Source organism: Mucilaginibacter pineti, assembly GCF_900101875.1.
GTDB classification, from domain to species: domain Bacteria; phylum Bacteroidota; class Bacteroidia; order Sphingobacteriales; family Sphingobacteriaceae; genus Mucilaginibacter; species Mucilaginibacter pineti.
The window spans coordinates 200,041-222,366 of sequence record NZ_FNAI01000002.1 but is presented as its reverse complement, the minus strand read 5'-3'; the positions used below and the strand labels follow the sequence as shown (position 1 = coordinate 222,366).

General features: G+C 43.7%; 21 protein-coding genes. 9 read left to right on the top strand and 12 right to left on the bottom strand.

Annotation, left to right across the window (positions count from 1 at the left end; all coding sequences use genetic code 11):
- Positions 1 to 13: 13 nt before the first annotated feature.
- The 11 genes from bamA to ubiE form a co-directional block, all read right to left on the bottom strand.
- The gene (bamA, locus tag BLS59_RS05300; protein WP_091145707.1) at positions 14 to 2,566 is read right to left on the bottom strand and encodes an outer membrane protein assembly factor BamA; all 2,553 of its coding nucleotides are present in this window, start codon (positions 2,564 to 2,566) and stop codon (positions 14 to 16) included.
- A 63-nt stretch (positions 2,567 to 2,629) separates the two neighbouring features.
- The gene (locus BLS59_RS05295; protein WP_091147342.1) at positions 2,630 to 3,370 is read right to left on the bottom strand and encodes an undecaprenyl pyrophosphate synthase; all 741 of its coding nucleotides are present in this window, start codon (positions 3,368 to 3,370) and stop codon (positions 2,630 to 2,632) included.
- A gap of 399 nt (positions 3,371 to 3,769) precedes the next feature.
- Positions 3,770 to 4,291, bottom strand: a complete 522-nt coding sequence (locus BLS59_RS05290) for an ExbD/TolR family protein (protein WP_091145703.1) — start codon at positions 4,289 to 4,291, stop codon at positions 3,770 to 3,772.
- Between the two features lie 650 nt (positions 4,292 to 4,941).
- Positions 4,942 to 5,727 carry a type IX secretion system protein PorG gene (gene porG / locus BLS59_RS05285; RefSeq protein ID WP_091145700.1) on the bottom strand — a complete coding sequence of 262 codons (786 nt, stop codon included), beginning with the start codon at positions 5,725 to 5,727 and terminating at the stop codon, positions 4,942 to 4,944.
- Positions 5,728 to 5,736: 9 nt separating this feature from the next.
- Positions 5,737 to 6,618, bottom strand: coding sequence for an NAD kinase (locus BLS59_RS05280; RefSeq protein WP_091145695.1), 882 nt, complete (start codon positions 6,616 to 6,618; stop codon positions 5,737 to 5,739).
- A 112-nt stretch (positions 6,619 to 6,730) separates the two neighbouring features.
- Positions 6,731 to 7,393: a CBS domain-containing protein gene (locus BLS59_RS05275; protein WP_091145692.1), complete on the bottom strand. Its 663-nt coding sequence runs from the start codon at positions 7,391 to 7,393 to the stop codon at positions 6,731 to 6,733.
- 1 nt (position 7,394) lies between these two features.
- Positions 7,395 to 8,156 (bottom strand): alpha/beta fold hydrolase, encoded by a 762-nt coding sequence (locus tag BLS59_RS05270; protein WP_091145689.1) that lies wholly within the window; start codon positions 8,154 to 8,156, stop codon positions 7,395 to 7,397.
- A 159-nt stretch (positions 8,157 to 8,315) separates the two neighbouring features.
- Entirely contained in the window at positions 8,316 to 8,765 is a 450-nt protein-coding gene (locus tag BLS59_RS05265; protein ID WP_091145685.1) for a GatB/YqeY domain-containing protein, read from the bottom strand.
- A 193-nt stretch (positions 8,766 to 8,958) separates the two neighbouring features.
- A complete protein-coding gene (locus BLS59_RS05260; RefSeq protein ID WP_091145681.1) occupies positions 8,959 to 9,717 on the bottom strand; it encodes an SDR family oxidoreductase in 759 nt (252 codons plus the stop codon).
- A 536-nt stretch (positions 9,718 to 10,253) separates the two neighbouring features.
- The gene (gene porT, locus BLS59_RS05255; protein ID WP_091145678.1) at positions 10,254 to 10,991 is read right to left on the bottom strand and encodes a type IX secretion/gliding motility protein PorT/SprT; all 738 of its coding nucleotides are present in this window, start codon (positions 10,989 to 10,991) and stop codon (positions 10,254 to 10,256) included.
- A complete protein-coding gene (gene ubiE, locus BLS59_RS05250; RefSeq protein ID WP_091145675.1) occupies positions 10,988 to 11,719 on the bottom strand; it encodes a bifunctional demethylmenaquinone methyltransferase/2-methoxy-6-polyprenyl-1,4-benzoquinol methylase UbiE in 732 nt (243 codons plus the stop codon). Before ubiE ends, porT begins: the two co-directional genes overlap by 4 nt.
- A 212-nt stretch (positions 11,720 to 11,931) precedes the next feature.
- Between ubiE and BLS59_RS05245 the strand changes: the two genes are divergently transcribed.
- A complete protein-coding gene (locus BLS59_RS05245; protein WP_091145672.1) occupies positions 11,932 to 13,302 on the top strand; it encodes a Gfo/Idh/MocA family protein in 1,371 nt (456 codons plus the stop codon).
- An 84-nt stretch (positions 13,303 to 13,386) separates the two neighbouring features.
- The gene (locus tag BLS59_RS05240) at positions 13,387 to 14,124 is read left to right on the top strand and encodes a 3-keto-disaccharide hydrolase (RefSeq protein ID WP_240315154.1); all 738 of its coding nucleotides are present in this window, start codon (positions 13,387 to 13,389) and stop codon (positions 14,122 to 14,124) included.
- Between the two features lie 317 nt (positions 14,125 to 14,441).
- On the opposite strand, the gene BLS59_RS05235 is transcribed toward BLS59_RS05240, so the two are convergent.
- Positions 14,442 to 14,930: a VOC family protein gene (locus BLS59_RS05235; RefSeq protein ID WP_091145669.1), complete on the bottom strand. Its 489-nt coding sequence runs from the start codon at positions 14,928 to 14,930 to the stop codon at positions 14,442 to 14,444.
- A gap of 147 nt (positions 14,931 to 15,077) precedes the next feature.
- Here BLS59_RS05235 and yihA point away from each other — a divergent pair, with 147 nt between their 5' ends.
- The 7 genes from yihA to BLS59_RS05200 all read left to right on the top strand — a co-directional run bounded on the left by yihA (position 15,078) and on the right by BLS59_RS05200 (position 22,268).
- Entirely contained in the window at positions 15,078 to 15,725 is a 648-nt protein-coding gene (gene yihA / locus BLS59_RS05230) for a ribosome biogenesis GTP-binding protein YihA/YsxC (protein WP_091145666.1), read from the top strand.
- A 423-nt stretch (positions 15,726 to 16,148) separates the two neighbouring features.
- Positions 16,149 to 16,544, top strand: coding sequence for an endonuclease domain-containing protein (locus BLS59_RS05225; RefSeq protein WP_091145661.1), 396 nt, complete (start codon positions 16,149 to 16,151; stop codon positions 16,542 to 16,544).
- A 1-nt stretch (position 16,545) separates the two neighbouring features.
- The gene (locus tag BLS59_RS05220) at positions 16,546 to 17,400 is read left to right on the top strand and encodes a UbiA-like polyprenyltransferase (RefSeq protein ID WP_091145657.1); all 855 of its coding nucleotides are present in this window, start codon (positions 16,546 to 16,548) and stop codon (positions 17,398 to 17,400) included.
- Positions 17,388 to 17,993 carry a Crp/Fnr family transcriptional regulator gene (locus tag BLS59_RS05215; RefSeq protein WP_091145653.1) on the top strand — a complete coding sequence of 202 codons (606 nt, stop codon included), beginning with the start codon at positions 17,388 to 17,390 and terminating at the stop codon, positions 17,991 to 17,993. Before BLS59_RS05220 ends, BLS59_RS05215 begins: the two co-directional genes overlap by 13 nt.
- A gap of 320 nt (positions 17,994 to 18,313) precedes the next feature.
- Complete coding sequence (locus tag BLS59_RS05210; RefSeq protein WP_091145650.1) at positions 18,314 to 19,240, top strand: NAD-dependent epimerase/dehydratase family protein; 927 nt, start codon at positions 18,314 to 18,316, stop codon at positions 19,238 to 19,240.
- A 243-nt stretch (positions 19,241 to 19,483) separates the two neighbouring features.
- Complete coding sequence (locus tag BLS59_RS05205) at positions 19,484 to 21,184, top strand: M3 family oligoendopeptidase (RefSeq protein ID WP_091145647.1); 1,701 nt, start codon at positions 19,484 to 19,486, stop codon at positions 21,182 to 21,184.
- 424 nt (positions 21,185 to 21,608) lie between these two features.
- Positions 21,609 to 22,268 carry a Rossmann-fold NAD(P)-binding domain-containing protein gene (locus BLS59_RS05200; RefSeq protein WP_091145643.1) on the top strand — a complete coding sequence of 220 codons (660 nt, stop codon included), beginning with the start codon at positions 21,609 to 21,611 and terminating at the stop codon, positions 22,266 to 22,268.
- Positions 22,269 to 22,326 lie beyond the last annotated feature (58 nt).

Sequence of the window (22,326 nt, the reverse complement as noted above, 5' to 3'; positions counted from 1 at the left end):
TATGGCCTGCAAATTAATTAAATCCGCCGGATAAACTCTGAGAAATTGTAAAATGGAACTGACCTTTATTTGCATCTGGTGCGCCAGGTATTTTATCAAATCCGTAACCATAATCTAATCCAAGCAATCCAAATATAGGTAAAAATATTCTTGCACCCATACCTACCGAGCGTCTTACGTTAAACGGATCGAACTGATTAAAATTGTTCCAAACGTTACCACCCTCAGCAAACGCCAGCAGGAATATAGTTGCCGACTGACTTGCGATAACCGGGTGACGAAGCTCCAACGTGTATTTGTTGTAAATTGTACTACCAGGGTTTGTATTCTGGTTATAGTTTGAACCATCTGGCACAACCGAGAAGTTTTGGTAACCCCTTAGGCCGATGATCTCGCTACCCTGTAAAAACTGGTAGCTCTGCATACCGTCGCCACCTAACTTAAAGCGTTCAAACGGCGATGGGCCTACTTCTTTGTTGTACATACCCAGGAAACCAAATCTTACCTGGCTCATCAGTACAAATTTACCAACCAGTTTAGAGAACCATTGTGCATCGTACTTAAATTTGTAGTACTCCACAAAATGGTAACGCTGCTCTGGCGATGCTATTTTGTAATTGATGTGGTTAAATGCAGAGTACGGAGGCGTTGCCTGTACGGTGAATTTAATATTTGAACCCTGCGTAGGGAAAATTGGTGCATCAATTGAGTTACGGCTTAACTCCTGGGTTAACTTAATGTTGAACGATGTTCCGTTTTCAAATAAGTAACCGGTGTAGTGATCCAGGTTATAATGGTCAAAGTTAAGTGAGTAGTTTAACTGGAAGTAGTTATCTGGCCATTTTAAACGTTTACCCAAAGTAACACCGATACCGTTAATACGTAATTTGTTGTAGTAAGGGCTTGATGTTGGATAGTACTGGCCGGTTGAGCTACCTTGTGTGTAAGCAGATAACGCAAAGTATATAGGTTTTTTACCACCTAACCACGGCTCAGAGAAGGTGAATGAAAAGTTTTGATAAGTACGACCGCTTGACTGACCCCTTAAGCTCAATTTCTGACCATCGCCTTTTGGCAGTGGTTTGTAGGCTTTAAGGTTAAATATGTTACGTAACGAGAAGTTGTTGAACGTAAGCCCCAGTGTACCCACCAGCTGCCCGCCGCCAAAACCACCCGAAAGCTCAATCTGATCTGAAGGTTTTTCAACTACGTTGTAAACCAAATCAACCGTACCATCCTGCGGGTTAATGTTAACCGGCTTAGGCTCGGTTTTTTGCTCGTCAAAGTTACCCAGCTGGCCAATTTCACGTGCGCTGCTTATAAGCAATGCTTTGTTGAATTTTTGACCGGGTTTGGTTTGAATTTCGCGCAAAACAACTTTATCATTTGTTACATCGTTACCTTTTAAGGTTACGCGGTTAATGGTGTATTGCGGTCCTTCATATATACGGATATCCAAATCAACCGTATCGCCGTAAACCCTTGTTTGTACAGGATCTGCGGTGTAAGTTAAATAACCATCATTAAGGTAGTATGATGATACGTCATCATTGTTTGGCGTAGGGCCAACCAATCTCTTGTTCAGTTCATCTTCGCTAAATACATCCCCTTTTTTAATGTGTAATATTTTTTCTAATATATCAGTAGCGTATTTGGCATTGCCAGACCATTTAATTTTACCGAAGTAGTATTTAGGGCCTTCGTAAACTTTAACTTTTACGTTAACGGTAGCATCATCGTTTTTGGTAACGGTATCCGCAACAATTTCGGCATCGCGGTAACCTTTAGCCTGCATTTTTTCAACAAGGTTTTGTTTATCCTCGTCATATTTATCCTGTTTGAATTTTTTTGATCCAAAAAGGTTATACCATTTTTTCTCGCGCGTTTTTGACAGGAAGCTTTTCAGTTTCTTTTGGCTAAAGGCCGTGTTGCCCTCAAACGTAACCTGCTTAATTTTTACTTTGGTTTTTTTATCAATAGCCACATCAAGGATTACGTTATTGGCCTCGGCCGGATCCTTGCGCTGCTTCATGGTAACAGTTGTATTTAAAAAGCCTTTTTCGTTAAAATGCTTTTTAATAATAGCGCTGGTGGTACGCAGTAAGTTTTCGTTAACGATATTACCTGCCCTATCGCCCAATTTTTTGGTAACATCCTCAATTTCGCCTTTACGTATGCCGGTTATGTGCATGCGCGATAGGCGCGGGCGCTCAACAACGGCAATATCCAGGAACACGGTATCCGCGTCAATTTTGGTGATGTTAAGCTGTACATCATCAAATAAACCCTGTGAGTATAAAGTTTTAATTACTTCGGCATTACGTTCGCCCGGCAGGTTTATACGATCGCCTTTGGTAAGTTTTGAAAGCAGTATTAAATTATCCTTATCAAGATACTTTATGCCACTAACTGTAATACCCCCAATAATATAATCCTTAGGATTAAGGTAGCTTAAACTATCGGCCGGTAACGGTTTTGGCAACGATGTCCGCGGAATACTGGAAACCTGGGCAAGGGCAGCAGTACCAAAAACAGAGAAAAGAATAGCAAAAAGATATTTATACATTCGAATATTTTAGTGGGCTAAAAATAATTTATACAGTTGTTAAAAAGTGTTAAAAGTAAAAATTTAGTTAACTTGCTCACTTGTCATCCCAAAACGGCGCTCGCGTTTCTGATAATCAAGTAAAGCTTCGTACAAATCTTCCTTCCTAAAGTCGGGCCATAGCTTGGGTGTAAAATACAATTCGGCATAGGCAATTTGCCATAATAAATAGTTACTTATACGATATTCGCCACCGGTTCTGATCAGTAATTCAGGATGGGGCATATCATTAGTGAATAAATTGTGTTCAAAAACATCTTCATTAATATCCTCAATTTCTATCTCGCCGCTTTTTACCTGGGCAGCAATGCTTTTTACCGCGTGTAAAATTTCGCGCCTTGAGCCGTAGCTTAAGGCCAGGGTAAGTACAACACCGGTATTTTGCGAGGTTTTTTGCATAGCGGCAGTAAGCTCTTTAAGGCATTTTGCCGGCAGCTTATCCAAATCGCCAATGGCATTAAGTTTAATGTTGTTTTTCATGAAGCCTGCTATCTCTTTGGCAATGGTGCTTACCATTAACTCCATAATAGCCATAACTTCAAGCTTGGGGCGGTTCCAGTTTTCTGATGAAAAGGTATATAGGGTGATGTATTTTATACCGGCTTTATCGGCACCTTCCACAACATCCCTTACGGATGTTACCCCGTTTGAGTGGCCGAACATTCTTAATTTGCCTTTTTCTTTTGCCCAGCGGCCATTGCCATCCATTATAATGGCAACGTGTTTAGGCAACTTCAACAAATCAATCTTATCCAAATATTCCATATTATTCTTTATCAAAAGCCCCCGCGAGGGCTTAAAAGACATGCTTGTATTTTAAATTTTATCAATGCGATGCCTAAATAAATATTTGTTTTAGACTAATCAACGTTAAAAACTAACCTGCTACCTGCCTGTTTAATAAGGCAAATTGCCGGTTTTTTCAGGGTACAAAGGTAAAACTTACTTTGTATTTTTTTAGTATGCTGCACGAAAAGAAAATGTTATTGTAAATAATGTGTCAAAATGCACCAAAAAACACATAAATAACATTTTTGGTAAGCGTTTATTGTGCAATAAAAAAGCTAAAAACAAAAAAACGGGCACCCAGATATCAAAAAATGACACCAGTGCCCGGCTTTTTAAGCTGCTAATTAGGGATTTAGCACGCTTACTATTTGTTGATTAATAAATGCCTTTTTGTTTTAAAACATTCACATCATCAGGGGCGATATTAACGATAGCATATTGCGGCGATTGGGTGATGTTAAGCTCATCTAAAGTAGCTACCAAACTATTGTAAATGGAATGATCGCTGGGTTTGATGAGCACTATCATACTTTTGCCGCTTTTATCACGCACCATTTTGCTGGTTTCCATAATAGCCTTTCGCAGCCCCTCCCTGCCGAAGCCGGTAACCACGGGCGCTATAACAGGGTTCTTGAGCTCGCCCAGGTAATACATTACCTTATCGTTTTTGCCCAGGCATATGGTAAGGCTGCGACTGGCGGGTACGGGCTGGTTATCGTCATCAATAGGCATGGCTATGTCCATTGCCTTGGGTTTGGCCAGCGAGGTGGTCATAATAAAAAAGGTGATGAGCAGGAACGCCAGATCAACCATTGCGGTAAGATCAACACGTACGTTCATTTTTCTGCGTCCGCGTGCCCTGCCTGAGCCCGCTGATGATGAATTTAATTCGGCCATGACTTTAAAAGATTAAGGTTAACATTAACCACAACAGCATTAAATACCGGTGATTTATTATTTAACGAACAAATAAAGACATTATTTCCAATTAAGCAAAATATAATTTTGTTTAGTTTGATTTTACGGAATTAAATATCAGAAACAAACACATCATTGCTGTAAGGTACCAAGCAATCTCTACGTGAGCAGGGCAACCTTGCAAGTCTGTTATGTATTTACTGGCGCGGGCTTCCAGCTACAAGTGTTCGGAAGAGTTGGAACAATTGCAACCTGTGCCCTGGAGGGGCTACCTATTTGTAGCAAATCATGTTAAAAAAAAATTGCGCCGTAGGTGCTACCCCAAATTAACAGGCCATCACATTCAAGGGTAGCCTCGATGAGGCAATAAATAATTACGCTTGAATCGCTACAAATAGGTAGCTCCTGACGGAGCAGCTAATCGTCCTAACACCTGTGGCTGGAAGCCCGTGACATAGCATGGTTTCGGCTTTCAGCCGAATAAGCTGGAAGCTTAAATCATGCTTTCACACGGGTTACACTCCGTCAAACCCGCGCGAGTTTGGAGCCTCCGGCTTTATTCAGCTGAAAGCTGAAACCATGCGCTCCACGAGCTGCAAGCTCGCGGGAGTTGCCTTTTAAAACTTTCTTTAATAATAGCAACGCTGGGTTACAAATGTGTAGGATATGGAAATGCCCAAAAAGAAATAAGTATCTCGGGGTTTAAAATCGCCGCGCTGGGAACCGGGCGAACCTATATAATTACCCGTAACCTCGCCCGATCTGTCAGACAGTGCCCGGGACAGATCACTGGTTAGGGCGCTCTTTTTTATGTAGCTACCGCTTACGTCATCCAAATAATCGGTTAAAACGTAGCGGTATCCTAAATCGGCAGCCAGGTTCCACTTACCCTGGAAATTATATTTTATGCCAACACCGTAGGGTATTACCACTGTATTATCGCCGTAAGGTTTTCCGCCTTCGGTTTTTAGCGGGCGCAGGTTTACCTGGCTGCCCTCAAATGTGGTACGCGGATTATAACCAGTAATGCCAAAACCGGCGTATATAAAAGGAGTATACCTGTTTGGGCCTGCATCGGGTATGTAGTTCATGAAATTAAACTCGCCTATAAGGCTTAGTTCTTTAAGGCCGTCTGTAAAGCTCAGGTTACGGTCGCGCTGTTGCTGGCTGCTGGATGTGCTATCGGCGGCGGCTATGCGGCCGTAGCTGTAGGTTAAGCGGGCCGAGAAATATCCATCGAAATTGCGCTTTACAAAGATGCCTGCAGATATGCCGCTTGGCTTAATAGGATTGTTGGGGTTAAGATCGCCTATGTATCCGGCTGCACCAACGGAGCCGCCTACCTCCCAGGTTTGGGCCTGCAGGTGGTATGATGATACAAATAAAAGGAGTATAACGAGTACAGCTTTAGGCATCCGGTAAATTTAGTAATTACGGGCATCCAATCCCCATAATAGTTTGTTCCTTAACGTGGTTAAGTAACTTTCATTATTTAAGCGAATTAAATTTAACTGAAAACCTGCTTTTTCTACCTGAAATTTCATGGTTTCGTCCATTACGGCCATCCGCGAATCGCAGGATACGAGGTATTTGGAGCTGCGGGTTTCTACCTCGAAGCATAGTTTGCTATTATCGGGCAATATAATAGGCCTTACATTTAAGTTATGCGGCGATACAGGGGTTACTACTATACTGTTTGATTGCGGGAAGATGATAGGGCCGCCGCAGCTAAGCGAGTAGGCCGTTGAACCTGTGGATGTGGAGATGATGATACCATCGCCCCAGTAGGAGTTTAAAAACTCATCGTTTAAAAACACATGGGTGATGATCATGGCCGCATCATCGCGCTTATGGATGGTTACATCGTTAAGGGCAAAGTTATCCTCGCCAAAAATATTGGCCGGCGAATCTATCCTTAACAACTCGCGGCTATCCAGCGTAAATTCCTGGTTTACTACGGCGTGTATGGCGGCGGTTATATCGCTTTTATTTACGCTGGCCAAAAAGCCCAGCCTGCCAAAGTTTATGCCAATAACTGGTATGCCCGAATCGCGGATAACGGTAACCATATCAAGCAGGGTACCATCGCCGCCAAGCGTAAAAAAAATATCAATAAAGCCTTTGAGCGAATCGGTGCTTTCCAGTACCTTATATTGTACGGTGTTTATCTTGTCCTGCAGGTATTCATTAAGCAGGTGGTGCACATAAATTTCGGCATTATGCTGCGCCAATGTATCAAATACCTGTTGTATGTAGGGAATTACCGATGGATCATTAAATGGCCTGCCGTAAACTGCTATTCTCATTGTTTGATTTTGGGGTTCATGGTTGATAGTTCATGGTTCATGGCCATTTACTTTATCAATTAAACTTTATGAACTTTTTGCTATGAACTATGATCCATTAACTATGAACTAATTACAAATTTAGATAGTTCATGAGTGAATCATAACGGTCTTTGGCGTTATCGTTATTATCGGTGTTATTAAAAGTAGCTTTTATATCGTACTCGTAGCGTAAGAATGTAGCTATTATGGTGGAGATATCCTGTTTATTCACTTTAAGCGTTACCTCCATCCGGGTTGAATCAGGAAAGGTTTGCACGTATGAGCTCAGGATCTGTGCGTTATCTGATTCCACTATCTGCGCCATGTGGGCCAGCGAATTATTTTTATTGTTTATCTCCAACACAATAATACCGCCCGGCTGCGCTACCGAAGTTATTTTTGCAAAATACTCGGTTATATCATTAATGGTAATAAGCCCCAGGTAGTTTTGCTTGGCATCCAGCACAGGTACAACCGTTAGCTTACGTTCGTAAAACAAACGGATAACGTCATAAACGTGCTGATCCTCGCGTACGTAAGGATTTACCAGCGATAGGGCCAACGCGCCAACCTGCGTTTGCAAGTCACTTTCAGTGGCCATATCATCGTCGGCAATCAGGCCTAAGAATTGATCTTCGTTAACAATTGGCAGATGCCTCACGCGAAACTCCACCATACGATCATACACTTTCTGAATAGGATCAGAAGTATGTACCGGGGGTATTGCGTCAGCTATCAGTTCAATTGCAACCATATTATGCTTTTATTTTATCTAAAAATACGCTTAATAATTCATTAAATTCAACAGGGCGCTCCATCATTGGTGCATGACCGCATTTATCAATCCAATGCAGCTCGGCATTCGGCAGCTCCTCGCTAAATTCCACGGCCACTTCTGGCGGTGTTATCTTATCGTCCTTACCCCATATTAAACAAACGGGCAGGTTCATCTTATGCAGATCTTTTTTCATGTTATGGCGAATGGCCGATTTTGCCATGGCCAATAACCGCAATACGCTATGCCTGTCGTTTATCAGTTTATGAATATCGTTAACCATTTCATCAGTAGCAATGGCTGGGTCATAAAAAGTGTACTGTACCTTTTCGCGCACAAAATCAATACTCTCGCGGCGCGGAAACGAACCGCCAAAAGCATTTTCATATAAGCCCGAGCTGCCGGTTAACACCATAGCCTTTATATTTTCGGGATGTGCCAAAACATAAACCAAAGCCACATGGCCGCCAAGCGAATTGCCCAGCACCGTTATATTACTCAGTTGTTTAAACTTAATAAACTTATGTACAAATTTCGACAAGCTGCGCACCCCAGTGGTTAAAAGCGGCATATCATAAATTGGCAGCATGGGAATTATAACGCGGTAGTTTGTCTTAAACCTGTCCACCACATCCTCCCAATTGCTTAATGCGCCCATTAGCCCGTGCAACAGCAACAGTACCTCACCTTCGCCCTCATCGATATAACTAAAACCGTGTTCCTCTTTAAGCACGAAATCCATATAATTACTAAATATTAATTTTCATTTAACTTATACCAAAACGTTTTTCGGTACAAATTCTGTTTGTCCGCTATAAAATTAGTTTATTGCGGATGAGTTGCAACAATTATAGCAATAATTTTATGAATGTTGAATTAAGCTAATATTGTTAAATTGATACTAACCCAGCAATTGCCTTACCACTTCTGATATGGTTTTGCCATCGGCTTTGCCCGCAAGCTCTTTATTGGCCATACCCATTACCCTGCCCATATCGCTTACAGATGTGGCACCTATCCTGCCTATAAGCTCTTCCAGATAACCTTCAATTTCAAAACGGGTCATTTGCTGCGGCAGGTATGGCTCAATAACGCGCATCTCTTCCATTTCAATTTCGTAAAGATCTTCGCGGTTTTGTGTTTTATAAATATCGGCCGATTCTTTACGCTGTTTTATCAGTTTCTGAAGCACCTTGATCTCGGCTTCGGGCGTAACTTCATCCGCAGCGCCTTTTTCGGTTTTTGCCAAAAGCAACGCCGATTTTATTGCCCTAAGCCCCCTTAAACGATCGGGCTGTTTTGCCAGCATAGCCAGCTTTATATCCTGGTCTATTTGTGTAATTAGTGACATATTTAATTGGTGAATGATTGAGTTAGTGAATTAGTGATTTTTTGATGTGCAGATTTGATTTCAAATTTCAGATGTGCAAATGTGCAGATTATAATTAATGAGTTGGTGATTTAGTGATTTAGCGATTATCATTTTCAAATTTCCAAATCTTCAAATCCATCATCTGCACATCTGAAATCTGAAATCCGCACATTTAACTTCTGAATATATTGCCCGCTGTTGCCTGGGCGGTTGGCATAATAACCAGGTCGTTGATGTTTACATGGGCGGGGCGCGATGCTACAAACCAAATGGTTTCGGCAATGTCCTGGGCTATCAGCGGTTCAAAACCATCGTATACCTTTTTGGCCCTTTCCTTATCGCCTTTAAAACGCACTTCCGAAAACTCTGTTTCTACAGCGCCCGGATGTACCGCTGTTACCCTGATCCCGTGCGATAATAAGTCTATCCGCATACCTTTATTTAAGGCATCAACTGCATGCTTGGTTGCGCAATATACGTTACCATTAAGGTAAACCTCTTTTCCCGCTATCGACCCTAAATTAATGATATGTCCATAACCGTTATCAATCATCCAGTTTGATACCACGCGACTAACATAAAGCAAGCCTTTTATATTGGTATCTATCATGGTTTCCCAATCGTCTATATTGCCGTTCTGTATCGGATCCAACCCCTGGCTAAGGCCCGCGTTGTTAACCAGCACGTTCACTTTTTTCCATTTGGCGGGCAGGCCCTCCAGGTTATCAATTACCTGCTGGCGGTTACGCACATCAAATGACGATGTGGCAACTTCAACATTATATTTATCATTTAAATGGGCGGCAAGCTTCTCCAGCCTGTCGTTCCGCCGACCGGTAAGGATCAAATTATAACCCTCGCGGGCAAAAACGTGAGCGCAAGCCTCGCCTATGCCGGCAGTGGCGCCTGTGATTAAAGCAATCTTAGTCATGGTAAGTAGGATAACTATGGCAGCGAAATTATGTTTTTTAGTTTGAATTATTGTCGTGTAAGGGTAATAAGGGAGCTCTGCGTAGTGGTTCGACTCACCCCGACGGCACTTCGTGCGTCGGCCCTCTCTTCAGCTGCGCTGGAAAGAGGGCGGGGAAAAGGTTTTGTTTGTTTTTTTATCTCCACCAACACATCCCATCTTTACGGCAAAGCCGTAGAGAGGGTGACCGAGCGAAGCGATGGTCGGGTGAGTCCTCTGCGGCAAGTTAACGTGGTGCTAAGCATATTGTGTATGTGGGCGAGAATAAGCAAGTTGGCTCTGCAACCGCTCCGACTCACCCCGACGGCACTGCGTGCGTCGGCCCTCTCTTCAGCTGCGCTGGAAAGAGGGCGAAGACATTTTTTTATTTTTATTTTCCAAACCCCAAATAGCAAACTATCCATCCCCTCTTTACGGCAAAGCCGTAGAGAGGGTGGCCAGCGAAGCGCAGCCGGGTGAGTCCTCTACAGCAGTTTACGCAACGCCTTTCTCTCCCCTTACTCAAAAAACAAACTAAACTGAATAGTATGCAGGCCCAGCTTGCTTATCGGATTCGAAAAAGGGTGTGTTTCGGGCAGCAATACGTTGCCGAATGAATTGGAGATCTTTATTTCGGGCGAGAGTTTGAAAAATTCAAAGTAGATATCGCAGCCTAAACCTGCTTCGTATGAGCTAAAGCCACCTACGTTTTTAACCAGCTTATCCAGGTTGTCGAGGTTCGAGTCGGCATTTTTTTTGGAGCCGATGGCCTTTGTGTATTTAATACCGCCCAGCATATAGGCGCGAAAATCGCCCAGCCGGTCTGATTTTATTTTGAACGAAAGGGGCAGGTCTATAGAGGTACTTTGCACCTGCTTATCCTGGTTTTGATCGGGATTGCGGTAAGCGTAGCTGATGGTACGATCGGCAAAAATAAGGGAGGGAGTTACCCGCACTTCCACATGCTCATTTAAACTATAGCGTGTTAAAAAGCCGATGGCAAAACCGGGGGTACTTTTTGAACTGATGCTGTTTAATGAATCGGTGATGTTTGCGTGGGTTTCCTGATCAAAATAAGGGGTGCGCCAGCCGGGCTTTTTGGTGATCTTAAAATCACTGCTTACATAACCAAAGCTAAAGCCAAAGCTCAAATCCTGCTGATCGGCACCGCCACCCCATGCAGGTACGTGCTGCGCAAATAACAATTTGCTGCAAAACACAAACAATACTGCAATAAGGTAACGTTTTATAATCATTTAATACCCGTATAAATAGAACAGATACCAAACGCCAAAGGCCTTTGTTTGGTATTTTTAAAGCCTACTTTATCCATCATGGCAACAAACCGTTCCCCATCAGGGAAAGCCGCTACCGACTCGGGCAAATAGCTGTATGCCCTTGCATCTTTGCTAAAAAGCTTGCCAATGCCCGGTGTAATATAATTGAAATAAAAATTATACAACTGCTTAACCGGGAATACTCTCGGTTTTGAAAACTCCAGCACTACTGCCTTACCGCCCGGTTTCAGCACCCGCTGAATATCGGCCAGACCAACCTCCAGGTTCTCGAAGTTGCGTACACCATAGGCAACGGTTACAGCATCAAACTCGGCATCGCCAAAAGGCAGTTTTTCCGAGTCGCCAAGTTTTACAGAAAACTTATCGCCCAGGCCGCGCTTTAATATCTTTTGATCGGCAATGTCCAGCATCCCGCGTGATATATCAACCCCAACTATTTTATCGGGGTTAAGGATCTTGAGGGCTTCAAAAGCAAAATCGCCGGTACCAGTGGCCACATCAAGTATAAGTTTTGGTTTATCCTTTTTAAGCTCGTTAATAGCCTTTTTACGCCAGATGATATCAATACCCAAGGACATGAAGTGGTTAAGGAAATCATAGGTTTTTGATATATTATTGAACATATCTGCCACCTGTTCTTTTTTGGTAGCCTGCTCGTTGTTGTAGGGTGTTATGGTTTTGCTCATTTTTATAGTGATGACAAAGATAGTGATTGTATGTTGATTGAGTTTATCCCGCAATATTAAGTTGACAAGGTTGTGAAAATGTAAATGCTATTCGCTACTTTTAAAAACGCAATTACTTGTGCGTGTGCGTCCCCATTGGAAAGCGAGGGTGATTTTGGGGATTACCTGTTCCTTAAATATTTTATCACAACCAACATTCAAGTCCTTGCTGTATGAAAGAAACACCAGAATCGTCCCGACGGAGTTTTATCAAAAAACTTACCACTACCACGGCTGCCGTAGCCGTTGGCCAAAGCCTGCTGGCCTCCACAAACACGGTAAAGCCCTTTGCCATTTTAAAACGGCAGCTGGGTTATGAACTTAACAACCAGATAAACATTGCCCTTATTGGCGCCGGAGGCATGGGTACACAGGATACCATTGTAGCCCTGCAAATTCCGGGCGTAAAGCTGGTTGCCGTTTGCGATTTGTATGATGGCCGCCTTAAAGATGCCAAAACCAAATGGGGTGCCGATATTTTTACTACCAAAATTTATAAAGAGATCCTGAACCGCAAGGATGTGGATGCGGTGATCATAGCCACGCCCGACCACTGGCACCAGCAAATTTCTGTTGATGCCATGCACGCCGGCAAGCACGTATACTGCGAAAAACCGATGGTACATGCCGTAACCGAAGGCCCGGCAGTGATAAAAGCCCAAAAAGATACCGGGATGATTTTCCAGGTGGGCAGCCAGGGTGTATCGTCATTGGGGAACGAGAAGGCGCATGAACTGCTGAAGAGTGGTGCCATTGGTGAGCTTAATTATGCCGAAGGCTTTTGGGCCCGCCGCGAACCGGTTGAGGTTTGGCAATACCCTATCCCCGATGATGCATCGGCACAAACTGTTGATTGGGAAACCTATGTAAGCAATACCAAAAAACGCGATTATGATTCGAAACGCTTTTTCCGCTGGAGAAACTATACCGATTATGGTACAGGCATGGCCGGCGACCTGTTTGTTCACCTGTTTTCGAGTCTGCATTATATAACAGATTCTGTTGGACCTAATAAAATTTACGCGTCCGGCGGTTTACGTTTCTGGAATGATGGCCGCGAAGTGCCTGATGTGCTGTTAGGCACTTTTGATTATGCCAAATCACAGGCGCACCCGGCGTTTAACTTGTCGTTACGGTGCAATTTTGTGGATGGCACCAGTGGCACCACCTACCTTAAATTGGTGGGTAGCGAAGGATCAATGGATGTCACCTGGGATAAAGTAACCCTGAAACGCAACAAAATACTCACCTCCGACGATCCTTTCTATTTAGATAAACTGAAAAAAGCAGGTACCGGCTATGCCGAACGTAAAAAAATGCTACCGCCGGAGGAGATCACCTTTGATGCTGATAAAGGTTACCTTGGCGGCCCCTGGGACCACATGAACAACTTTTTTACGGCCATACGCAGCAAAGGCAAAGTTACCGAAGATGCCGTTTTCGGCTATCGCGCCGCCGCACCGGCCCTGCTCTGTAACGACAGCTATTTTAACAACGCCCCCATGTTTTGGGACCCCGAAAAAATGCAGGTAGTTAAAAAATAAGGTTCATTAAGTTGATTAGTGAGTAGTTGATTGAGTTTATCAACCACTCACCTAATCAACCATTCACTCAATCAACTAAAAAACATGAAACAACAAATTAAAAAATTAAGCCTGATAATGGCCGCAGCCGCGCTGGTTTGTGTACAAACAGCAGCCATACCGGTAAAACCTATTCATCCTGTAAAAAAACACGCGGCAAAAAAAGCCGGCTGGGTTAAATTGTTCGATGGTAAAAGTCTTAAGGGCTGGCATGGATTCAACAAAAAAGGCGATGTAAAAAACTGGACCATTGTTGATGGTTCATTGGTGTGCCTGGGCGCTGCCCAGGGCGATACCGGCGGCGATATTGTTACCGACAAGGCGTACACCAATTTTGAGCTGGAATGGGAATGGAAAATTGACAGCGCCAGCAATAGCGGCGTAATGTACCACGTAATAGAAGACCCAAAATATCACGCCACCTACGAAACCGGCCCTGAATACCAGATCATCGACGATTTGGGCTGGCCCGATAAACTGGAAGAATGGCAAAAAACAGGTTGCGACTATGCCATGCACCTGCCAAACACCCTTAAAAAGATCATGCCTGTTGGCAAATGGAACACCAGCAAAATTGTTTTTAACGACGGCCATGTGGAGCATTGGCTAAACGGCTCAAAGATCATCGCCTTTGAAGCCTGGACCGACGACTGGAAACAGAAAAAAGCCACCGGCAAATGGAAAGATTATCCCGATTACGGCGACGCTAAAACCGGCCTCATTGCCCTGCAGGATCACGGCCATAAGGCTTACTTCAGGAATATCAGGATTAAGGAGCTATAGCATTTTGTCTGAACCCTGATTTTTAGGATTAAAGGATTATCAGGATTTTAGCCGTTTGTGTAAAAGCAAATGGCTTTTTAGTCACCACGTCATCCTATGTTTGGATGACAAAACTATAATATCCAATTTAAGTTCCGGCGTCCACGCCGGAATTAGAAAATAGTAAGCGTCCACGCCTGAACTTGCGGAGTTTTGTTTTTTTTAGAGAGGGGGGCTATGTCACCCTGAGCTTGTCGAAGGGTCGCGCGAAGAGGCCTTTGCCCGCTATCCTTCGACGGAGCTGAGGATGACACCCACTTTGATTTTTCGTCCAACCATCATTTCAATAACCCCAGCAACCCTTCAATATCCAACCTTCGGGTAAACATGGTGAACTGGCCATTGGCATCCCGGGGCCATTGGTCTTCTGGTCTGTCCCAGTAAAGTTCAACACCGTTATTATCGGGGTCGTTAAGGTAAATGGCTTCGGATACGCCGTGGTCTGATGCGCCGGTGATGTGGTATTTGGCATCGATAAGGCGCTGCAGGATAACTGCAAGATCCTTACGCTCGGGATATAATATAGCTGTATGGTATAAACCGGGGGCATACTCGGGCGCGGGCGATGCGCCTTTACTTTGCCAGGTATTTAACCCTATATGGTGATGGTAACCACCTGCCGATATAAATGCAGCCTGATCACCGTATAGCATCATTTTTTCGAAACCCAGCAAACCGCTATAAAAATCAAGTGATTTTTGCAGGTCGCTCACCTTTAAATGTACATGACCTATGCGTGTTTGAGCCGGGATTTTATATTCTTCCATAATATTACATGTTTAAACATCAAATTTAGGTATAATTGCATTAATATTTGTTTACCCATTGTAAAACAAGCACAAACAAAACAGCAGCATAAAGCTAATGAGTTTTACATGCCTGTATGCACAACTAAAAATAATTACCTTTGCAGCATGATCGTTAAAACGGCCGAATTTATTTGCAGCAATACCCAGATCTCGAAATTACCGCCCCCAATTAAGGCGGAGTACGCTTTCATAGGGCGCTCAAACGTGGGCAAATCGTCACTCATTAATATGCTGGTGGCAAAAAAAGGGCTGGCAAAAACATCGCAAACCCCGGGTAAAACCCAGCTTATCAACCATTTTTTTATTAACGATAGCTGGTACATTGTCGATTTACCGGGTTACGGCTATGCCCGCGCATCCAAAGCCAATAAAGCCAACTGGAACAAGTTTATCCATAACTACCTGGATAAGCGTGAAAGCCTGCAATGCGTAATGGTACTGATAGACAGCAGACTGGAGCCGCAAAAGATAGACGTTGAATTTTGCAACTGGCTGGGCGAAAAAGGGCTATCCTTTGTATTGGTATTCACCAAAGCCGACAAACAATCAAGCGTAAAAACCGACCAGAATCTCGCGAAATTCAAAAAGGCCCTGCTCGAAACTTTCGAGGAAACGCCAAAATATTTCATAACATCATCAGAGCTGCAATTAGGTCGTGATGAGATTTTAGATTTTATAGATAATATAAACAAGGATTTTGTGATCCCACCGTATACCTCGCCACTTGAAAGGGCGAATGGCGGGGAGGATTGATAGTAGGGTGCTTTTTAATTCCCCTCTTGAGGGGGTGCGATGGAATAGCGCGACAGCAGGGGTGTGTTAAACGAGCGAAAGGACACACCCCTCCACCCCTCTCAAGAGGGGAATCGCACGAGGCCAAGGCTTCACTTTTTTTAACTTCCCCTCTCGAGAGGGGGCGCGATGGGATAGAGCGATAGCAGGGGTGTGTTATGCGAGCGAAAGGACACACCCCTCCACCCCTCTCAAGAGGGGAATCGCACAGGGCCGGGTTTCACTTTTTTAATTCCCCTCTCGAGAGGGGGCGCGATGGGATAGAGCGATAGCAGGGGTGTGTTATACACGCGAAAGGACACACCCCTTACACCCCTCTCAAGAGGGGAATCGCACGAGGCCAAGGCTTTTGTGTTAGTAAGAAATATATAATAAGCAGATGATATGCCACGTAAAATCATCCCATACAATCCAAAATTGAAAGATTTAGCCCGCAAGCTAAGGAACGATAGTACATTTGGCGAGATATTATTGTGGAAGACTTTAAAAGGTAAACAGCTTCACGGATATGATTTTCACAGACAAAAGCCGTTATTAAATTATATAGTAGATTTTTATTGTTTCGAACTAAATTTGGTGATAGAAGTTGACGGGCATTACCATAATCACGAAGACGCTGTTAACAAAGATCAGCTAAGAGATAAAGAACTCGCAGAACATGGTTTAACGGTGATCCGCTTTAGCGAAAACGAAATAAAAACAGATATTGCCACCGTTTTAAGAACACTTGAGCAACATATAACAGAACACACCTCCTCTTACCAGGAGCATACCATATAACATGAAAAAATACCTTTCATTAGTAACCTTTACGCATACCATATTTGCAATGCCGTTTGCATTTATTGGCTTTTTTTTGGCGGTAACTACTACGCAGCACACCTTTAACTGGCAAAAGCTGGTGCTGATGGTGTTGTGTATGATCTTCGCCCGTAATTCGGCAATGGCATTTAACCGCTATCTGGATAGGGACATCGACGCGCAAAACCCGCGTACCAAACAACGCGATATCCCGGCTGGTCGCATTAGCGCGCCGGCGGCTTTAACTTTTACGCTGGTTAACTGCGGGTTATTTATAGCGGCAACCTGGTTCATTAATCCGCTGTGTTTTTATTTATCGCCAATTGCTTTGTTTGTGGTAATGGGGTACAGTGCTACTAAACGCTTTACGGCGCTTTGTCATTTGGTATTGGGCCTGGGCTTGTCGCTCGCTCCTATTGGTGCTTACCTCGTGGTTACCGGCGAATTTGCTTTAACACCCGTATTTTTCTCCTTGTCAGTACTTTGCTGGGTAAGCGGATTTGATATTATTTATGCCCTGCAGGATGAGGATTTCGACCGCAGCCAAAACCTGCATTCCATCCCGGCCTACCTCGGTAAAGTGAACGCGTTAAGGTTATCTACCTTTTTACACGTACTTTCGGCCTTGTTTATTTTGATGCCGGTGTTTTTTACGCACGTTGGCTTCTTGTATTATATAGGCATCGTGTTCTTTTGCGCTATGCTTACCTACCAGCACCTGTTGGTTAAACCCAACGATTTAAGCCGGGTAAATTTTGCCTTTATGACCACCAACGGTATTGCCAGCGTGGTATTTGCCGTATTGTTTTTGTTAGATAGAATATGGATCCGCTAACAGCGCTGGGCAAATTCCGCAACCATGTTGAATCGTATATTTCAATAAATGATACGGAATGGCAGGCCCTGGCACCTCATTTGGAGGTTAGCCAACTAAAAAAGAAAAAGAACTTTGCCGAACCCGGTAAAATTTGCAGCCACATTGGTCTGGTAGTAAAAGGCGCGGTACGCTACTTCCACATTAAGGATGGAGAAGAAATCACGGGTTATTTCAGCTTTGAAAACGAACTGTTAAGTTCCTACAAAAGTTTTTTAACCCGTACGCCGGGCGGCAATTATATACAGGCTTTGGAGGATACCCAAATGGTTACCCTCAGCTACAAAGTAATGCAGCAGCTATATGCCCATGAACTTATCGGTGCAAAAATGGAACGCTTTGGCCGGTTGATTGCCGAACATTACCTCATTTGCTATGAAGATCGTGTTACCGCCTTTATAACCCAAACTCCCGAAGAACGTTACAACAAACTCCTGGAAACCGGCGGCGAAATATTACAGCGCATCCCACAACACTACATTGCCAATTTCCTGGGCATCACCCCCGTTTCGCTATCGCGGATAAGGCGGAGGATCATGAAGATAAGTGCATAGTTTTGAAATTCTAAAGATCAAATTCTAAATCCTAAAGGGGAAATTCTAAAGACCAAATCCTAAACTCTAAAGGGGGAAATTCTAATGGGTAAAATCTAAAATTTTAACCGATATGTTATCCAAACATAGGATGACAGGGTGTGATGCAATGACACATTTTCATCATTCTCAGATCGAATCCCCGAAATCCCAAATCTGCACATAAAATCCTGCTCATCCTTTCTCATCCTTAAATCGTGTAAATTCTTATCTTTTGTTAACGTTTTGGCTTTCAAAGTGCTCCTACCTTTGTTATACACAAAACAAAAGGAGAAAATATCATGCACACAATATTAGGAGCCGGCGGTCCGGTGGCAAATGCCCTTACCCGCCAATTAATGAATGCCAATGAAACAGTACGTTTGGTTAGTCGTAAGCCGGTTAATATCAGCGGTAAAAACGTAAGCTGGCAAAAGGCCGATCTGCTAAATTATGATGAAGTGCTTGCGGCAGCCAAAGGGTCGACAATCATTTACCTTGTTGCCGGTTTGGTTTATGATGCAGACATATGGCGAAAACAATGGCCCGTTATTATGCAAAACGTTATTAACGTTACCAAAACAACAGGCGCGCGGTTAATATTTTTTGATAACATTTATATGTATGGCCTGGTTAACGGTGCCATGACAGAGGATACCCCTTACCACCCAAGCAGCGAAAAAGGAAAAGTGCGCGCGGGCATTGCCAATATGCTTATGGATGAAGTAAAGGCAGGCAACATTAACGCCACCATAGCCCGCGCCCCGGACTTTTACGGCACAGACAGCACCAACAGCTTTGTTGACATGATGGTACTATCCAAATACGCCAAAAAACAAAGTGCCCAATGGATAGGTGATGCTAATAAAAAACACAATTTTATTTTTATTGAAGATGCAGGCAAGGCCATGTTCCTGTTAGGTCAAACTCCCGATAGCGGTAACCAGATCTGGCACCTGCCCACCCCACCGGCCATTACCGGCAAGCAGTTTATAGCAATTGCCGCCAAAGTTTACAATGTAGAACCCAAATTCATGAGCATCAAAAAGTTCATGCTATGGATCATCGGTCTATTTCAAAAAGTTGTGATGGGCACTGTAGAGATGTATTACCAGTACGATCATGACTACATTTTCGACAGTAGCAAATTTGAAAAAGCCTTTAACTTTAAACCCACCAGTTATGAGGATGGAATAATGGAAATGTCGAAAACGTTGTATAAGTCTTAAGTTCAATTTTATTACCTAAGATTCAGTTTTTTTTAAAAAGCTGTCATTTCGACGAGCTAGCATGGGAATTGTGCGTAAGGGGCAAGGAGAAATCTTCTACGAAATGCTAAGACACAATTGCTTATCGTACAAGATTTCTCCTCGTACCTCGTCGAAATGACAAACTTTACACTACAGACTTATGACTTTGAACTTCCAAATATTCTGCATATTTGCAAGTATACAATTTCTACATCCAATAAAATGATCCACAAAAAAACAAGAACATATATCCCGGCTACGCTTGATATCAAGTGGGAAACCCTGGAGCCTATTTATAAAGAATTGCTGGAACGCCCTATAAATTCAGTTACGGAACTGGAAAAATGGCTGCATGATAAAAGCGAACTTGAAGCCGCTTTGGAAGAGGATTCGGCCTGGCGCTATATCCGCATGACCTGCGATACTACCAGTGAAGAGTTGCTGCAAAGTTTCCAGTATTTCGCAACAGAAATATCGCCTAAAATTGCACCTTACGATAATGAACTGAATAAAAAGCTGGTTGCCAGTCCGTACATAGATGAGCTCGATGGCGAAAAATATTTCATCTTTTTAAGGGCGATCAAAAAAAGTTTAGAACTGTTCCGCGAGGAAAATATCCCGGTACAAACCGAGATACAGGTAGAGCAGCAGAAATACCAGTCGATAACCGGCTCCATGTCGGTGCATATTGATGATAAGGAATACACGCTGGAGCAGGCTTCGGTATTTTTAAAAGGAACTGACCGCGCCAAACGCCAGGAAGTTTGGGAAAAAATAACCGGCCGTCGCCTGCAGGATAAGGATACGCTTGATACCCTGTTTGATCACCTGCGTCAGCTGCGCCATAAAGTAGCGCTGAATGCCGAGTTTGAGAACTTCAGGGATTATATGTTCCAGGCATTGGGCAGGTTTGATTATACTCCACAGGATTGCTACGCTTTTCACGAAGCCATTGAAAAAGAAATAGTACCCATTTTACGCGAACAAGCCGAAAAACGCAAGGAGGCTTTAGCCCTGCCTGCTTTAAAACCCTGGGATATGGATGTTGATGTATCGGGCAAGCCGGCATTAAAACCATTTAACAGCGGTGATGAACTGATAGAAAAATCTATCCAGTGCTTTACCAATATCAACAGCTACCTGGGCGAGCGTTTGGCCATTATGAAGGATAATAACCTTTTTGATGTGGAAAGCCGCAAAGGCAAAGCACCGGGTGGTTACAACTATCCCCTATCAGAAACCGGCGCACCGTTCATTTTCATGAATTCGGCCAATACCTTCCGTGATCTGACGACAATGGTACATGAGGGTGGCCACGCGGTACATACCTTCCTTACTGCCGACCTGGAACTGAACGACTTTAAACATTGCCCCTCGGAAGTTGCCGAATTGGCTTCTATGTCAATGGAACTGATCTCGATGGATAACTGGGACGTATTTTTTGATAACGAAGAGGACCTTAAACGCGCCAAACGCGATCAGCTTTTCGATGTATTGAAAACCTTACCCTGGGTAGCCGTTGTTGACCAGTTTCAACACTGGATCTACACCAACCCCAACCATACCGACGAAGACCGCAGAACAGCCTGGATAGAGATCTACGAGCCCTTCGGCGCAGGCTTTGTTGACTGGAGCGAACATCCCGATGCCAAAGCCAACCTATGGCAAAAGCAACTGCACATTTTTGAGGTGCCGTTTTACTATATAGAATACGGCATGGCCCAGTTAGGCGCCATTGCAGTTTGGAAAAACTACAAAGAAAACCCCGAGAAAGGTTTACAGCAATACATGGATGCCCTTAAATTGGGCTACACCAAATCTATCAAAGAAATTTACGAAACCGCCGGTATCAAGTTTGATTTCAGCGCAGCCTACGTAAAAGAACTGGCCGAATTTATTAAGGCCGAGATGGATAAGATATAAGGGTGAAGTGTGTTATAATTAAAAATGTCATTTCGATAGAGCAGCGAGGGCAAGAGTGTGGGGCGCAAAAGAGAAATCTTCTGCATGATGCAAAGCTCCCATCCATATCGTATAGGATTTTTCGCTATCGCTCAAGAGATAGTTTCTCCTCGTACCTCGTCGAAATGACACCGTTTTTATTGATACAGCAGTTCCCGAGAGGGGGCGCGATGGAGTAGTGCGGCTGCAGGGGTGTGTTATGCAAGCAGTATAACACACCCCTCCACCCCTCTCAAGAGGGGAATCACACAAGGCCATCGCTTTCTAATTCCCCTCTTGAGAGGGGGCGCGATGGGGTAGCGCGGCTGCAGGGGTGTGTTATAAAAGCGATACACCCAACCTACTTAAAAATGCCTTACATTTACGGTAGTCAATACATCATCCCATGAAAATTAAAGCAATTATTACCGGTGCAACAGGTATGGTAGGCGAAGGCGTGCTGCTGGAATGTCTTAACCATCCCGATGTGGAACAGATCCTGGTTATCAACCGTAAGCCGGGAGGTGTAACGCATCCTAAGTTGAAGGAAATTATTCATAAGGATATGTTTGATCTATCGCCTATTGAATCGCAATTGGCGGGATACAATGCCTGTTTCTTTTGCCTGGGCATATCATCTGTTGGGATAAGCGAAGCCGACTATAAACACATCACTTACGACCTTACCGTTAACGCCGGACAGCTTTTAGCCAAACTAAACCCCGATATGACCATGTGCTACGTAACCGGCGCCGGTACAGACAGTACCGAAAAAGGCCGCGTAGCCTGGGCCCGCGTAAAGGGCGCTACCGAAAATGAGTTAATACGACTATTCAAAAACGCGTACATGTTCAGGCCCGGGTTTATGAAAGCCACTCCTGGCCAAAAAAATGTGAAGAGCTTTTACAAATACATTGCATGGCTCTATCCAATTGGCAGGCTGGTTTATCCGGCGGGTTTCTGCACCCTGCAAGAAGTTGGGTTGGCTATGATCAACGTAGTTAGCAAAGGCTATCGCCAGCAAATTATTGATGTAAAAGATATTGTTGAACTGGCAAAATCCTGATGTATATTATCCATCAATTTTCGGTAGTGCAACCACTTAGCAAGCCTTTATCAACCTT

Excerpts from the sequence above, each read along its gene's own strand:
- BLS59_RS05210 (WP_091145650.1), top strand. The coding sequence starts at position 18,314 with ATGCACACAATATTAGGAGCCGGCGGTCCGGTGGCAAATGCCCTTACC.
- BLS59_RS05295 (WP_091147342.1), bottom strand. The coding sequence starts at position 3,370 with ATGGAATATTTGGATAAGATTGATTTGTTGAAGTTGCCTAAACACGTT.
- BLS59_RS05275 (WP_091145692.1), bottom strand. The coding sequence starts at position 7,393 with ATGGTTGCAATTGAACTGATAGCTGACGCAATACCCCCGGTACATACT.
- BLS59_RS05205 (WP_091145647.1), top strand. The coding sequence starts at position 19,484 with ATGATCCACAAAAAAACAAGAACATATATCCCGGCTACGCTTGATATC.
- BLS59_RS05235 (WP_091145669.1), bottom strand. The coding sequence starts at position 14,930 with ATGGAAGAATATAAAATCCCGGCTCAAACACGCATAGGTCATGTACAT.
- BLS59_RS05260 (WP_091145681.1), bottom strand. The coding sequence starts at position 9,717 with ATGACTAAGATTGCTTTAATCACAGGCGCCACTGCCGGCATAGGCGAG.
- BLS59_RS05290 (WP_091145703.1), bottom strand. The coding sequence starts at position 4,291 with ATGGCCGAATTAAATTCATCATCAGCGGGCTCAGGCAGGGCACGCGGA.
- bamA (WP_091145707.1), bottom strand. The coding sequence starts at position 2,566 with ATGTATAAATATCTTTTTGCTATTCTTTTCTCTGTTTTTGGTACTGCT.
- porG (WP_091145700.1), bottom strand. The coding sequence starts at position 5,727 with ATGCCTAAAGCTGTACTCGTTATACTCCTTTTATTTGTATCATCATAC.
- BLS59_RS05240 (WP_240315154.1), top strand. The coding sequence starts at position 13,387 with ATGAAACAACAAATTAAAAAATTAAGCCTGATAATGGCCGCAGCCGCG.
- BLS59_RS05220 (WP_091145657.1), top strand. The coding sequence starts at position 16,546 with ATGAAAAAATACCTTTCATTAGTAACCTTTACGCATACCATATTTGCA.
- BLS59_RS05215 (WP_091145653.1), top strand. The coding sequence starts at position 17,388 with ATGGATCCGCTAACAGCGCTGGGCAAATTCCGCAACCATGTTGAATCG.
- BLS59_RS05270 (WP_091145689.1), bottom strand. The coding sequence starts at position 8,156 with ATGGATTTCGTGCTTAAAGAGGAACACGGTTTTAGTTATATCGATGAG.
- BLS59_RS05225 (WP_091145661.1), top strand. The coding sequence starts at position 16,149 with ATGCCACGTAAAATCATCCCATACAATCCAAAATTGAAAGATTTAGCC.
- BLS59_RS05245 (WP_091145672.1), top strand. The coding sequence starts at position 11,932 with ATGAAAGAAACACCAGAATCGTCCCGACGGAGTTTTATCAAAAAACTT.
- BLS59_RS05265 (WP_091145685.1), bottom strand. The coding sequence starts at position 8,765 with ATGTCACTAATTACACAAATAGACCAGGATATAAAGCTGGCTATGCTG.
- ubiE (WP_091145675.1), bottom strand. The coding sequence starts at position 11,719 with ATGAGCAAAACCATAACACCCTACAACAACGAGCAGGCTACCAAAAAA.
- BLS59_RS05200 (WP_091145643.1), top strand. The coding sequence starts at position 21,609 with ATGAAAATTAAAGCAATTATTACCGGTGCAACAGGTATGGTAGGCGAA.
- BLS59_RS05280 (WP_091145695.1), bottom strand. The coding sequence starts at position 6,618 with ATGAGAATAGCAGTTTACGGCAGGCCATTTAATGATCCATCGGTAATT.
- porT (WP_091145678.1), bottom strand. The coding sequence starts at position 10,991 with ATGATTATAAAACGTTACCTTATTGCAGTATTGTTTGTGTTTTGCAGC.
- yihA (WP_091145666.1), top strand. The coding sequence starts at position 15,078 with ATGATCGTTAAAACGGCCGAATTTATTTGCAGCAATACCCAGATCTCG.